The sequence below is a fragment of the Bacillus sp. 3G2 genome, assembly GCF_044324725.1.
Classification (GTDB): Bacteria; Bacillota; Bacilli; order Bacillales; family Bacillaceae_G; genus Bacillus_A; species Bacillus_A mobilis.
The window spans coordinates 1,475,900-1,489,726 of record NZ_CP172246.1 but is presented as its reverse complement, the minus strand read 5'-3'; the positions used below and the strand labels follow the sequence as shown (position 1 = coordinate 1,489,726).

At 34.9% G+C, this 13,827-nt stretch carries 17 protein-coding genes and 1 riboswitch; of the genes, 2 read left to right on the top strand and 15 right to left on the bottom strand.

Annotated elements, in window-relative coordinates:
• Window positions 1-33 precede the first annotated feature (33 nt).
• The 12 genes from ACHZK0_RS07640 to ACHZK0_RS07585 form a co-directional block, all read right to left on the bottom strand.
• On the bottom strand, window positions 34-1,014 hold the full coding sequence (locus ACHZK0_RS07640; RefSeq protein ID WP_270606086.1) for a YpdA family putative bacillithiol disulfide reductase: 981 nt from the start codon (window positions 1,012-1,014) through the stop codon (window positions 34-36).
• A gap of 109 nt (window positions 1,015-1,123) precedes the next feature.
• Complete coding sequence (locus ACHZK0_RS07635) at window positions 1,124-1,654, bottom strand: N-acetylmuramoyl-L-alanine amidase family protein (RefSeq protein ID WP_001240648.1); 531 nt, start codon at window positions 1,652-1,654, stop codon at window positions 1,124-1,126.
• 79 nt (window positions 1,655-1,733) lie between these two features.
• A complete protein-coding gene (locus ACHZK0_RS07630) occupies window positions 1,734-1,970 on the bottom strand; it encodes a DUF3961 domain-containing protein (RefSeq protein ID WP_262740719.1) in 237 nt (78 codons plus the stop codon).
• Between the two features lie 93 nt (window positions 1,971-2,063).
• Window positions 2,064-2,273 carry a hypothetical protein gene (locus ACHZK0_RS07625; RefSeq protein WP_262740720.1) on the bottom strand — a complete coding sequence of 70 codons (210 nt, stop codon included), beginning with the start codon at window positions 2,271-2,273 and terminating at the stop codon, window positions 2,064-2,066.
• A 78-nt stretch (window positions 2,274-2,351) separates the two neighbouring features.
• The gene (gene gudB, locus ACHZK0_RS07620; protein WP_000225171.1) at window positions 2,352-3,638 is read right to left on the bottom strand and encodes an NAD-specific glutamate dehydrogenase; all 1,287 of its coding nucleotides are present in this window, start codon (window positions 3,636-3,638) and stop codon (window positions 2,352-2,354) included.
• A 346-nt stretch (window positions 3,639-3,984) separates the two neighbouring features.
• Window positions 3,985-4,593, bottom strand: a complete 609-nt coding sequence (locus ACHZK0_RS07615; protein WP_001235391.1) for a genetic competence negative regulator — start codon at window positions 4,591-4,593, stop codon at window positions 3,985-3,987.
• Window positions 4,594-4,670: 77 nt separating this feature from the next.
• Window positions 4,671-5,546: a MerR family transcriptional regulator gene (locus ACHZK0_RS07610; protein ID WP_262740721.1), complete on the bottom strand. Its 876-nt coding sequence runs from the start codon at window positions 5,544-5,546 to the stop codon at window positions 4,671-4,673.
• Window positions 5,546-6,322 (bottom strand): metallophosphoesterase, encoded by a 777-nt coding sequence (locus tag ACHZK0_RS07605; protein ID WP_270342148.1) that lies wholly within the window; start codon window positions 6,320-6,322, stop codon window positions 5,546-5,548. Before ACHZK0_RS07605 ends, ACHZK0_RS07610 begins: the two co-directional genes overlap by 1 nt.
• 58 nt (window positions 6,323-6,380) lie before the next feature.
• A complete protein-coding gene (locus tag ACHZK0_RS07600; RefSeq protein WP_061677818.1) occupies window positions 6,381-6,860 on the bottom strand; it encodes a LysM peptidoglycan-binding domain-containing protein in 480 nt (159 codons plus the stop codon).
• A gap of 22 nt (window positions 6,861-6,882) precedes the next feature.
• Window positions 6,883-7,446 (bottom strand): CPBP family intramembrane glutamic endopeptidase, encoded by a 564-nt coding sequence (locus ACHZK0_RS07595; protein WP_073517756.1) that lies wholly within the window; start codon window positions 7,444-7,446, stop codon window positions 6,883-6,885.
• Window positions 7,446-8,975, bottom strand: a complete 1,530-nt coding sequence (locus ACHZK0_RS07590; RefSeq protein ID WP_262740723.1) for a RecQ family ATP-dependent DNA helicase — start codon at window positions 8,973-8,975, stop codon at window positions 7,446-7,448. Before ACHZK0_RS07590 ends, ACHZK0_RS07595 begins: the two co-directional genes overlap by 1 nt.
• Window positions 8,965-10,026, bottom strand: a complete 1,062-nt coding sequence (locus ACHZK0_RS07585; protein WP_395761385.1) for a helix-turn-helix domain-containing protein — start codon at window positions 10,024-10,026, stop codon at window positions 8,965-8,967. The genes ACHZK0_RS07590 and ACHZK0_RS07585 overlap by 11 nt, the downstream gene beginning before the upstream one ends.
• Before the next feature lie 284 nt (window positions 10,027-10,310).
• Here ACHZK0_RS07585 and ACHZK0_RS07580 point away from each other — a divergent pair, with 284 nt between their 5' ends.
• A complete protein-coding gene (locus ACHZK0_RS07580; RefSeq protein ID WP_001151994.1) occupies window positions 10,311-10,559 on the top strand; it encodes a ferredoxin in 249 nt (82 codons plus the stop codon).
• 123 nt (window positions 10,560-10,682) lie between these two features.
• Here the strand turns inward: ACHZK0_RS07580 and ACHZK0_RS07575 are convergent, their stop codons facing one another.
• Window positions 10,683-11,261, bottom strand: coding sequence for an ECF transporter S component (locus tag ACHZK0_RS07575; protein WP_000810851.1), 579 nt, complete (start codon window positions 11,259-11,261; stop codon window positions 10,683-10,685).
• A 162-nt stretch (window positions 11,262-11,423) separates the two neighbouring features.
• Window positions 11,424-11,563, bottom strand: a riboswitch (FMN riboswitch).
• Between the two features lie 245 nt (window positions 11,564-11,808).
• On the opposite strand from ACHZK0_RS07575, the gene ACHZK0_RS07570 reads away from it, so the two are divergent.
• Window positions 11,809-12,495: a hypothetical protein gene (locus tag ACHZK0_RS07570; RefSeq protein ID WP_061677822.1), complete on the top strand. Its 687-nt coding sequence runs from the start codon at window positions 11,809-11,811 to the stop codon at window positions 12,493-12,495.
• A gap of 28 nt (window positions 12,496-12,523) precedes the next feature.
• Here the strand turns inward: ACHZK0_RS07570 and ACHZK0_RS07565 are convergent, their stop codons facing one another.
• Window positions 12,524-13,138: a peptidoglycan DD-metalloendopeptidase family protein gene (locus ACHZK0_RS07565; protein WP_262740725.1), complete on the bottom strand. Its 615-nt coding sequence runs from the start codon at window positions 13,136-13,138 to the stop codon at window positions 12,524-12,526.
• 84 nt (window positions 13,139-13,222) lie between these two features.
• A complete protein-coding gene (locus ACHZK0_RS07560; protein ID WP_262740726.1) occupies window positions 13,223-13,804 on the bottom strand; it encodes a cob(I)yrinic acid a,c-diamide adenosyltransferase in 582 nt (193 codons plus the stop codon).
• Window positions 13,805-13,827: the final 23 nt, after the last annotated feature.

The following is a 13,827-nucleotide window of genomic DNA, read 5'->3' as shown; positions in this document are numbered from 1 at the left end:
GAAGCTGTCGAAATTTATTTCGACAGCTTCTTCTTACATTTCTCTCGTTGCAATGGTTTGCGCAATCGCATCCCCATGAAATCGACCGTTCTCAATAAATATTTCATTTGCATTATTTCCAGCAGCAATTACACCTGCAATGAAAATATTTTCAGCGTTCGTTTCCATTGTATCTTCTGTATAAATCGGCCGTCCTGTTTCCTCATCAATCCGAACACCCATCTTCGTTAAGAAACTATGATCAGGATGGTAACCAGTCATCGCAAATACAAAATCATTTTGGATTGTATATGCCTCATCATCAACTGTAAACGTTAATGTATGTTCAGTAACTTCTTTCACGTGAGCCCCGAAATGCATTTGAACTGTGCCGCTTCGTACTAATGCCTCAAACTCCGGCAAAATCCAAGGCTTAATGCTCGGAGAGTACTCACTTCCGCGATATAAAACTGTTACACGCGCACCGGCTTTAACAAGTTCTAACGCCGCATCTACACTTGAGTTTTTCCCACCTATAACTACTACATCTCGATCAAAATAAGGATGTCCCTCTTTAAAATAGTGAGCTACTTTCTTCAATTCCTCACCTGGAACATTCATATAATTTGGATTGTCATAATATCCAGTTGCTACAACAATATATTTCGCTATATATATTTCTTTACTTCCGTCACGCTTTGTCGTTTCAACTTGAAACACTTCTCCATCCTTTTGAACTTTCTCCACTCGTTCAAAAGCATTTACACGTACAGATTTACGCTTTACTACTTCACGATAATACGCAAGCGCTTGATTTCGAACAGGCTTACGATTTTCTGTAATAAAAGCTACATCACCAATTTCTAATTTTTCACTAGAAGAGAAAAATGTTTGATGTGTTGGATAATTATAAATCGCATTTACAATGTTTCCTTTTTCAATCACTAACGGGTTTATTCCTACCTTTTTCAACGAAATTGCTGCTGCTAATCCGCACGGACCGCCTCCAATTATTATAGCTGTTTCTTTCTGCATGCTCAGCTCACTCCTAGTCTTCTACCAATACGCTATTTATAAAAACAAGAAAAAACCTACTTACAGCAGTAGGCACCTATCTTTATTGTATTCATTTTTCATATATTTGTCATCTAAACGAAACGTACATCCGATAGACATCTGCTAAAAACTGCTGAAATTTAATACCTTGTTTCCCTAATACATTTTCAGGATCAATCTTCCTAGCTGGGTCAAGTGTTTTATGTGATACGATATCTTTTTTCGGATTCAAGCCGAAGTTTTGACATAAATACGCATGATACCACGTAAAACGGGTATATGCTTCCCAAAAGTTAACATCACCGCCATAACAAAGTTCCACTCCAATGGCAGCCTTATTGGCATCATAACCATATAAGTCATTATCTGTCGGCACACCATATCGAACATGATAGGCTACTTCATTTATAGGAACAATTTCCAATATTGTTTTATCATCTATAAATGTATGTGCCGAAGCTTTCGGTTGTATTTCATTAAAGTAATCCCGATTCCCTATCGCATTGCTACCAGGGTTCCCCGTATCATGACTTACAATAAATCTTACTTTAGAAAGAGGAATTCCCGGTCGTGAACTTCCATACCCAATATAGTTACGCTCTATAGGAAACATCGCCATTACTACCAACTCCCACTTCAGAAGATTACCTTACTTCTTTATATATGTATTCGGTAGCAATGTCCTTATCGCATATTTCTTACGCGAAGAGAAAACCGAAAATATTTGATGTGAATACCATAAATAATAAAATACTTACAGCAACTCCATAAAAACCGTAAAACCAAACACAATCTTCTTTCGTATCTAAACCGAAAAATTTATTTACTGATTGTAATAATGTGCCACGCTTACTTTGTTTGTTTCTTAATACTTCCACTCGTTCTACAACATCTGCTGGCATCATAAATCTTTGGTCTACTGTCATTTTCATCATTTATCTCTCCTTAAAATCATTTCCGTTTTGTTTATCTAAGGAAAGTATAGCACGTTTGTTCGTGTAGAACAAGCGTTCTTTTTTATTTTTATTTTATTTTTCAACAAACCAATTAATAATTACCAATATAACAGCGATAATTGGTCCTACTATAACCGCACCAAATATTAAAAACAGCAGTCCTTCCCCGAACACCCGAACGATACTTGTTTTTGGGGCTTTCGTCGTTCTCGCGAGTTCTCCCTCTAACTTTTTAACTTTTTCTTCTAATTGTTCTACTCGTTCCATCATTTCATTTTCCATATACACCACCTCATTCTTATACTTCAACAAAAAAACGTGATTCCCTCGAAAGGAATCACGTTTTCTCATAATATAATATTATACCCAACCTCTGAAGCGACTTGCTTCAGCCATTTTACGAACACCAACCATATACGCCGCTAAGCGCATGTTCACTTTACGAACTTGTGCTGTTTCATAAATAGAATCGAATGATCTTACCATTACTTTTTCTAAACGTTGTTCTACTTCTTCTTCAGTCCAGTAGTAACCTTGGTTATTTTGTACCCACTCAAAGTAAGATACTGTTACACCACCAGCACTTGCTAATACGTCCGGAACAAGTAAAATGCCGCGATCTGTTAAAATTTTAGTTGCTTCTAATGTTGTTGGACCATTTGCAGCTTCAACAACGATTTTCGCTTTAATATTGTTAGCATTTTCTTCTGTAATTTGGTTCTCAATTGCAGCTGGAACTAAAATGTCGCAATCAAGTTCTAACAATTCTTTGTTTGAAATTGTATTATTAAATAGTTTTGTTACTGTACCGAAGCTATCACGACGGTCCAATAAATAATCAATATCTAATCCGTTTGGATCATGCAATGCACCGTAAGCATCCGAGATTGCAATAACTTTCGCGCCTGCATCATGCATAAATTTAGCTAAGAAGCTTCCAGCATTACCGAATCCTTGAACAACAACGCGTGCACCTTTAATATCAATGTCGCGTTTTTTTGCAGCTTCACGAATACAAATTGTTACACCTTTCGCTGTTGCTGTTTCACGTCCATGTGATCCACCTAATACAAGTGGCTTACCTGTAATAAATCCTGGTGAATTAAATTCATCGATACGGCTATACTCATCCATCATCCATGCCATAATCTGAGAGTTTGTGAATACATCTGGAGCTGGAATGTCTTTTGTCGGTCCTACGATTTGGCTAATTGCTCGTACATAACCGCGGCTTAATCTTTCTAACTCACGGAATGACATTTCACGTGGGTCACAAATAATTCCACCTTTACCTCCACCGTATGGTAAATCAACAATACCACACTTTAAACTCATCCAGATTGAAAGTGCTTTCACTTCATTTTCTGTTACATTCGGATGGAAGCGAATTCCACCTTTCGTTGGACCAACAGCATCATTATGTTGTGCACGATATCCTGTAAATATTTTAACAGTCCCGTCATCCATACGAACTGGTATTTTCACTGTCATCATACGAATTGGTTCTTTTAATAATTCATATACTTCGTTTGGATAACCCAATTTTTCTAATGCTTCACTAATAACAATTTGTGTCGAATTCAATAATTCAAAATGTTGTTCCCTTTGTTGTTGTGTTTTTGTTTGAGTTCCCTTTTCGGCTACCATAGTAAGTAAACCCCCTGTAATTTCACTTGTTTAGTAAACCTTCATTGCCTAGTATACACCGTTAAATTTGGAATGCAATAGAAAACGCTAACAAATATATACAAACTATTTTCTGTTGCAAGCGTTTTCACTATCATTATAGTCCTTTTATCACTTTTAGAAAAGTAAAATACTTAAATATTTAAATATTTTTTGTTTTACTTATATACAACACCTTAAGAAGATATTTTTAAGCAAAAAACGCCCCAGTATTTGTGATTCCCACTTTACCATTGATCGTTTTGACATTTTCAGACCAATATTTTAGATTTTTCCAAATAAAAAACAAAACCTTAGCTTTGTTATATTAGCTAAGGTTTTGTTTTTTCACAAAGTAATTGTGTATTTGTTCAATTGCTTGAGAAGCCATTAATTCTTTACCATACTCCATTAGACGATAAATAGTTGCTGTAGACGGATTACCATATTCCGCTAAAATAGCTATAAAATCTGCCTTCAGTAATTGAACTTGCTCCTCTTCTTCCATCCAAAGATAGAAACGACCATCCCACGTATATAGTTTTCCGCCAGTTACATCAAGGTTATATAAACGATTCGACAGGTTAATTACATCATCTAGTGTAGCAAACTCATAAAGTATATGCTCGCTTTCATCTAGAGTCACTTGCATTTCAATAAACTCGTCACGGAACTCATCATCTGTATCCACATCTTGATGTTCTTTCGTTACAATTACGACCATTCCTTGCGCTTGTAGAGAAAATACTTCAACTGCAATCGGACCATCCGCTTCAAATCCTAGTTCCTTATTTGCTTCCTGCATCATATCACGAAATAATTGCTGTACTTTCGGTGCATTTCTCCACAAATCTTCTTTCGTTAATCCTCGTTCAGATAAATCATCAAATGTTAAGAAAATTTTTATCTTATTGTAATTTAATCGTTCCAGCCTCATCTCATACCCTCCCTACGTAACCAATGAATATAATTTTTATTATATGAAATAGAAAATAGATGGTTCTTTTCGAACAACTATTCTAACATTTTTAACCAATCATCCCATTCTTCTTTCGTATCACCGATTAGGCGTGTTTGAATGTTCAACTGATCTCGAGCACCTATTTCTCCTATAAACCCAACCGAAAGGTTCTCATTTTTTTCTTGCAACAAATCCATGTCGTCCATCACGTTCTTAAGTTCTCGTCCGTCAGCAAAAGAGACTACTACATATGTAGGTTGTATTTGCTCAGCAGCTAACAAAATACCATCTTCCGCTAAGCTTGACCTAATATATATCACCTCATATCCCTTTAAGCGTAAATACGTTGAGAAAACAAACCCTTTCAACATATTATTTTCTAACACGACAACTTTGTGTATAGAAGAAAATGATGATGCATTATGATATACCATTCCTAGTCGAGTTTGTAAAAATGATACGACATATTGAAATTGCATCAATGTAACTTCATTATTATTTTTTAACATTAACAATTTATTTGACACTTGAAGAACAATACTTGCTATAACTTTTTCTGTTGCATAAATACTAAAAGCCTCGTTTAACAATGCAGAAGTTGTAATTTCATCAAATTTTAACAAAGCTTGTAGTAAGTCGTCCACTAAAACAACTTCTCTATCGGAATGTATTTCTTTTTGAACACTACGCTGCAAACGATTCCCCTCTAATAATTGAACTGCTTGTCCAATCATCATGCCGGAAGAAACCTTGTCCATTAACCATTTCAAAATTTCAATATGCTCTTCTGTATATAATCGATGTCCCGCATGATTCCGCTTTGGGGCAATAATTTGATATCGTCTCTCCCATGCACGAAGCGTACTCGGCTGAATTCCAATTATATTCGAAACAGCTTTTATGTTATATTTCCCGTTTAGAGTTGGCATCATTTCCCTCCGCATAACGTAATAATATGTGTTTGAGCAGGTGCTCGGAAGCGAAGTGGAATCAACGTTGTTCCATATCCATTACTAACAAAAAGAGTCATATTTGAATGATTATATACGCCACCTTTTAAATGTTTTTTAGATGGGAATAATCGAATCTGTCCCCCATGTGTATGTCCACTTAAAACAAGTGAAATTTGTTCTTCTCCAGACATTTTACTTATGATATCAGGGTTATGGCTAATTAATATGCGAAAACCATCTTCTTTGCAATCAGCCAACGCCAAATCTAAACGATCACGTTTCAAACCAACATCATCTACACCAAGTAAACAAATTTTTTCTCCTCGTTCAGACTCAAATACAACTCTTGTATTATCTAAAACTTTCACATTATTTTCTAATAACAAAGCATCTAATTCATGATATTCAATCTCATAATCATTATTTCCCCATACAAAATATACAGGAGCTATCGCTCTTAACTTTTGTATATTCGCAGAGATTTTTGATAAAGGGACGCCCCTTTCCGCTAAATCACCGCCAATAATTACAAGGTCTACTTTTCCTTTTACTTGTTCAATTAACGAACTTGAAATGACCCTTCTATGAATATCAGAAATAAAAAACACTTTTACTTCTTGAAAACTTTTCGGAAATTCTTCAAATATTAAAGTATGTTCTAACACAGTATTACGCATCGCTTCTGTATACATTACAAGAAGAAATATAATACCAATACATATGAGAGTACTTAATAAGATAATCCATATCATATATTTTTTACTCCCCTCCTCATAAAGAGAATCCTCAATTTTTATAGTAGGTATGTTACTAGCTATCCTGCTTTGCGGAATTATCTTTTATCGGAATTTTTAATTCTTGACCTATATTCACTTCATCTTCTTGTAAATCATTATACTTTTTAATCACTTCGATCCCAGTTTCATCTGAAAAATATTGCTTCGCTATACTTTCTAAAGTTTCTCCCTCTTTCACCGTATGCGTTACTACTTTCTCAGATGGTGCCCCGGATTCAGATTTAGCTGAATCAAAGAAAATGACCTCAAACGCACTTTTCCCAGCGTTATTACCATCACTTTTCACCTGAATATATTTATCTGTATACCATAAGATACTAATTGGTAGTAATATGAATAGAAATGTTAAAACTCGGACGAAAATATGATTCATTTTAAACTTTTCTTTTTTCTCTTTATTTCTATGAATTTCACTACGCGGCGGTAAACTTTCTTTTTCTTCCACTCGCTCAACTTCTAATTCCTCTTCAAAATCAGGAATTCGTTTTCTCATGTTGTTCACCACCACCTTCCATTTATTTTCTTAATTGGAGTCCCATTATAAAATCAACAAGAAAGTGTGCAAAGATTGTTATAAACAAATTTCCTGTCCATTGAAATACATAACCAAAGACAAAACTAATGAAACAGACGAAACAAAACAAAAATGGCTTTTTTATATACCGAATATGTAACACTGCAAATACTAAACTCGCTATTACAATTCCAAAGTGCGTCTGCACTACACCTCTAAATAGAAATTCTTCTGCAAAACCGATAATGAACGTAATAACGAGTAGATGCATAACTGACATTCCTTGAAACATTCTATCGTTAATACCACCATCATCAAACCAAGACTCTGGAAATACTCGCATTGCAACATAATCTAATAACACAATACCAATTGCTAATAAGCCACCTATTATAAGTATAGACACCGGTTCCCATTTCCACAGACTATACACCGATTTTATATCTCGGAATAATATATATGCTAGTAAACAACCGATACCGATAATAATGAACTGTGTGATATACAGGTTCAGCCTTATTTCTTTCGGACTCATATCTTCAATATTATGCCTTTGAATGTTCATCATTCCCCCATCTTTTCTAGACCGAAAAGCTTTTGTAACTCTGTTTCCCAATTATAGTCGAAATCCGATTGTTGCGCTTGTCTTTTTTTATAGTCTGTTTTTGTAATACCACAATAGTCACAACAATTTTTTAACTCGTTCTCTTTTCTATAACCGAACTGTTGCAGCAAATATTCACGTCTACACCCTTTCACTTGTATCCATGATTTCATGTTTTCTAGCTCACTATATTTATTACGCAGCCTTATTTCTACTTCAGCTATTAATCTGTTCTTAATTTCATCTGACAAGCTCTCTAATTTTAATTTTCGCTGTTGTATGATTCCAAGCTGCTCAAGATGATAGCGGGTGAAACGCCAATATTGTTCATTAAATCTTGCTGCATTATAACAAATTTCTTCTACCTCTTCTATTGGTAATTCTTTCGTTTGAAACATTCTTTCTTGTAGTAAAGAAAATAAAAATTGTATTTGCGACTGACTTGGCAATTCATCTTCAATTATTGAAATTGGCAAATCGTGATCTAACGGACTACATAGTAAGATAGCTATACTCGGTTCACCATCTCTTCCCGCTCTTCCGATTTCTTGTAAATAGGAAGCTATATTAGTCGGATAATGGAAATGAATAATATAGCTCGTATTCGACTTATTTACTCCCATACCAAAAGCACTTGTACATATTACAAGCTGCAACTGGTCATTCATAAACTGCTGTTGAATTAACATACGCTCTTCATGTTCCATACCACCATGATAAAAAGCGACACCAGTCACGCCTTTTCCTCTTAAATATTCCGTTAAGCGTTCTGTCCATGCTCTGCTTGAACAATATACAATCCCTGGCCCCTGTAAATACCTCACCTGGTCCAAAAGCGCTTCTTTCTTCTCTTCTATCGTCTCCACAAATTGTACTTCCATTGCAATATTTGGGCGATCAATAGAGTATACATGCTGCGTCACTTTCTTCAAATCTAAACTCTCCGCTATATCTCGTAGCACATCTTTCGTCGCTGTTGCCGTTAATGCTAGCACCGTAGGAGACCCAATATTCTCAATGACCACATTTAGTTTTTTATAGTCCGGTCTAAAATCATAACCCCATTGTGAAATACAATGAGCCTCATCCACAACAAATAATGAAATATGAACTTTCTTCAATTCTCTTATTAACACTTCCGACTGCAGCATCTCTGGTGAAACAAAAATAAATTTATATGAAGCTAATTTTTTCATCGCTTCTCTTTTTTCATGTAATGTCCGAAAACTATTAAATGCTATTACTCGGTTTTTCACAACATATTTTAATTGTGTAACCTGATCTTCCATCAAAGATAGTAATGGTGATACAACAAGTACTGTTCCTTCTTGCATTAGCCCTGGAAGTTGATAGCACATAGACTTCCCTCTTCCAGTCGGGAGCATTGCTATAACATCTTTTCCTTCTAATAAATCTGCAATTACCCCTTTTTGCCCTGGTCGAAATTCAGAATATCCAAACCATCTATATAAATATTCCTCAAGCTTCATTTATACCCTCCATCCGCGCCAATACAAGACGGACCTCAAAATAAGAAATCCCCTCTCCAACCGCTTGTTTCAACTCACGCAACTTACGTGTTTGTAATGCTTCAATTACTTTTGTTACTTTATCTATTTTATCTTTTTCCATAAACATCTCGATTGAAAACTCTTTTTCCCGCAACGCAATTTCAACAAAATGATCTTCTATCGTTGCAACCTTTAAATTTCTAATTGTCGCTATTTCTTCTAAAGAACGTCCTTGTCTCCAAAAATTATATGTTTTTTTCGTAGATAAACTAAATAATTCAGCTCTCTCATTTGGATAAGATATAATTTCCGCTAACAGCGGAAATTCATTTTCTTTATCGCGAACTTCTTGTATAAAGAAGTGAATTGTACCCCAAAATAAAAAATACACCCGAAATATATCTTGTTTCGTAATTTCCGCTAATTGCTGCAATGTACAACCGATACGTTCATATCCTGTTAATCGATATGTTACAATTGTCGCTTCTACCATATCACCTTTGCCTAAAAGATTATGTATTTCTTTCCATAACCTTTTCGCCAATTCACTTCTCTTATACGGTATACCTGTTAAAAAGCGTTTCACCCACACCGTTATTTCTGTATCTTGTTGAATAGGAATAAACTTCGTATTATTCTGTTGTAAATTAGATATAGTTTGAATAATTAATGATACTCTTTTCCAAAATGTTTCACCTAATTCTCCATAGTGCAAACCATGTAAATGCGCGGGAAAAGCATACACTTCCTCCCATGTTTGCAACTGCATTTTACCTTTAGATGTTAACAAATATGTATTTTCATGTATTTCTTGAATTAAATCTGCTTGCAACAACTTTGCAACTTCACGATCATAATCTGTTCTATTTAACGATTTATATATTCCAAACAAAAAAGAAATTCGGAACATATTTCCATCTTGTAACGTTTGTGAAGATCGTTTTCCTTTTAATAAATAATAAATAGAAGAAACGGTCCTTTCACCATTCAATTGTTTTAAACAATACAATACAGTATATTGTAGTTGCATTACCGCTTCCACCTTTCAATCTAACTTAGTTACTTTTTAACATGATTGCACGATTAAACTTATCATATCGGCACTATGTACTTGTATATAGTATATTGTACCAAACGAAATAACATTTACGTATTTTGAAAATCTTGTGACATAATGCAAAAATTAGTTGACACTCTAATTGATAAGGATTATCATTATAATTTTATGTTGAAAAGTTTTAAAAACCGTTTTACAATAAGGTTATAATTTTTATGGCGAGCTTTTCACATACATATTATCAGGAGGGAAAAAAGATGGCAAAATATACAATCGTTGATAAAGATACTTGTATCGCATGTGGTGCTTGCGGCGCTGCTGCACCAGACATTTATGATTATGATGATGAAGGTATTGCATTTGTAACGTTAGACGATAACCAAGGTATCGTTGAAATTCCAGATGTATTAATTGAAGATATGATGGATGCATTCGAAGGTTGTCCAACTGACTCAATTAAAGTTGCTGACGAATCATTCGACGGCGACTCTTTAAAATTCGAATAGTTTTTTATTAACTTCAAAAAATATCCCTCATTAATATGAGGGATATTTTTTGTTTTCTATTTTCATTCTATTTAATAAAAAACCATTAGTAGTTCCATACTACTAATGGTTTTATTTTATATTTTATGCATTTTTCATTTTTGCAAACACCCATACTTTCAGGCGTGAAAATAACGCTACAAATACAATTGTCACAACAATTCCTTTAATCAAATTAAATGGTAAGATTGCCGTTACAACCGTTGTTCTTATAGCCTCGCTAGACATAGCTGGTGAATTTAAAAACCAAGTGTACGCTGGGAATATAATGATGTAATTTAATACACTCATGATGAGCGCCATTGTAATTGTCCCTAGCATTAATCCTGTCGTTAAACTCTTAACAGTACGATACTTTCTAAATAAGAAAGCTGCCGGTCCAATAAATAAACATCCTGCAATAAAGTTAGCGATTTCTCCAACTGGTACTCCCGTTAAACTCCCTTGAATCCCGTAATGTAAAATATTCTTTATCGCCTCTACAATTATCCCTGCAACTGGCCCAAAAATAATTGCAGCAATTAAAGCTGGTACATCACTAAAATCAATTTTTAAAAATGGCGGAAGCCCTGGAAACGGGAAATCCAACATCATCAGTAAATATGCAATACTACTTAGCATCGCTACACTCACCATCTGCACTACACTGTTTTTTTGTTTCATCTTTCTCTCTCCTTTTCCATCGATCATCTCATGGAAAGTGGAAAGGTTCTGCTATGCCTACTTTTTCATAGAACGAAAAAACCCTTTGTGTTTTACACAAAGGGAGAATTTAAGGCACATCAAACAGACGTTCAAATCCATATCTTTTTTGAACGCTTGAACCTCCATCTTCTCCCATCCAGACTATACTGTCGGCTTTGGAATCACACCAAATCCTGCCTTAACGGCTCGCGGGCTTAGAACAAAATCACATATAGTTCATCACCGCCGGTCGGGATTTTCACCCTGCCCCGAAGATAGACCGATATTCTATTTTCCATTTCATTATACAACAACATGATCGTGTTGTGAACAAAAAAAGTGTAACTTATTAAAAATAAGTTATTAATTTTATATAACCGAAACCAATCACTATATTTTACAATACACCCCATATTTTTTAGTATTAGGCATTTCTCCTATGAATCCACTAGTCATATATAGTTAAAAGTGATAAGATGTTGAATTGTTAAGATAAGAACATTTTCTGGATTATGGAGGAAATGTCATGAAGAAAGAAAAGAGACACTCTATTCGAGAAGCAATGAAAAAAAACTTAAGAAAAGAATACTTTTACTTAAAAAAAGAATTACTTTTCCACTGTCCAATTGATTTAGGCACATTCTCAAGCGAGACATACTATGCTGCTTTCGATGAAGATGGCATCAGTATTTATCAGTATGATAAAAAAACAGAGAGTAAATTAAAATTGTGTGAGCGTCATCCGTGGAAGAGTTGGAATAAAGTGAAGATTGATCACTACTTGACAACTTCACAATTTATTTTTCAAGGGGAGCGAAACTGGATATTATCCCTTTTCCAAAAAGGAAAAGAAGCTCAAAAAATAATTGAAGAGCATACATCTTTACAAACTGAAGTTGTTTCCCGCTCTTTCTTAAAAAAACTTCCAGGGTTCCGTTCTAATGCACCGTTGAATAAATACATCGGCAGCATTTGCTACACTGCACTTATTGCATTTTTATTAAAATGGATGATTCCATTTCAAGCACCACAAATTGCCCTGTACTCCATTTCAATCGGTTGTATGCTTCTTGGTCTACTTTGTTTGACAATCGGTTTAATTGAACCGACAATTGTACTGTTTCGGACAAACGAAAAAACAAGAACAAAAGTATTTTACTTATATAGCTACTTAGCTATTTCTGGATTTATATGTGTCTTTATTTTTTGGTAAAAGAAGAGCTAGTTAAACTAGCTCTTCTTTACTTTACGTATAATTGTTGATTTGGATAAATCCGATCTTGCTGCAGTCCATTTTTTTCTTTAACTTCCTTAACTGACATACTAAATTTCCTTGCAATACTAACTAAAGTGTCCCCTTTTTGAACGACATATAAGGATGAGGAAACGACTTCATTTCTCTGTTCATGTAAAACAAGCAATGGATTCATCGCATTCTTTTTCGCCATCGTCCATCTTCCTTGATGAACTTCTAAATGTAAGTGTGCACCTCTCGATTCTCCTGTATTTCCTACTTCTCCAATAATTTCTCCTTTTGAAATATAATCCCCTTGAACTACATATCTCTTATTTAAATGTGCATATACAGCCTCATATTCTCCATGTTTAATAAATACAACGTTTCCATAACTACTTGAATAATAAGACTTTGTTACCTTACCATCTTGAATAGCTGCCACAGGCGCGCCAATCGGTGCCGCTATATCTATACCGTAGTGTTTTCCGTGCCTTGTCCCAAAATAATCACTTATCTGTCCTTCAACAGGCCATGTCCATTGGTTTCCCTCTGCGTACACATGTAATTGAGATAAAAACAGTACTGTCAATAACATGACGCCACATTTTAACACTTTCATATACATCCTCCGTTTTCTAATCAACACCATACCTTCTCTATTTTGGTATATTACAGAAAAAAGTATACAAAAAAAGAAAGTGAATCACTCCACTTCCTTCTCTTTTTTATCACGAAAAACGATTGCACTGCGATTATACTCCACGTCTTTTACTTGTAATCGAGCATTTATTACTCTAGCTACCGCAAACAAATAATCCGATAGTCTATTTACATACTTTAGAACAACTTCATTTGTTTCCCCTTCTTTTTGCAAGGACACAACACATCGTTCTGCTCGCCTTACAACTGTACGTGCCATATGAATAGCAGCTGCCGCTTCGCTTCCACCTGGTAAAATAAAACGCTCTAACGGCGGTGCTTCTTCTATATACAAATCAATCCTTCTTTCTAAGCTTTCGACCATTTCAATCGTTACTTTATAAGGAATTTTCCTCTCTACTACCGCCAAATCTCCCCCACAATCAAATAGTTCATGTTGAATATTTTCAAGTTCATTGTAAATTTCTCCAAAAGACCCGCCTTGTAGCTTCGTCATTGCATATCCAATATGAGAATTCGCCTCATCTATCGTGCCATATGCTTCAACTCTGATATTATCTTTATCCACTCTGCCGCCTATTACACTTGTTGTACCTTTATCTCCAGTTTTCGTATATAATTTCATCGCTTCACGACACCCCTCTTATT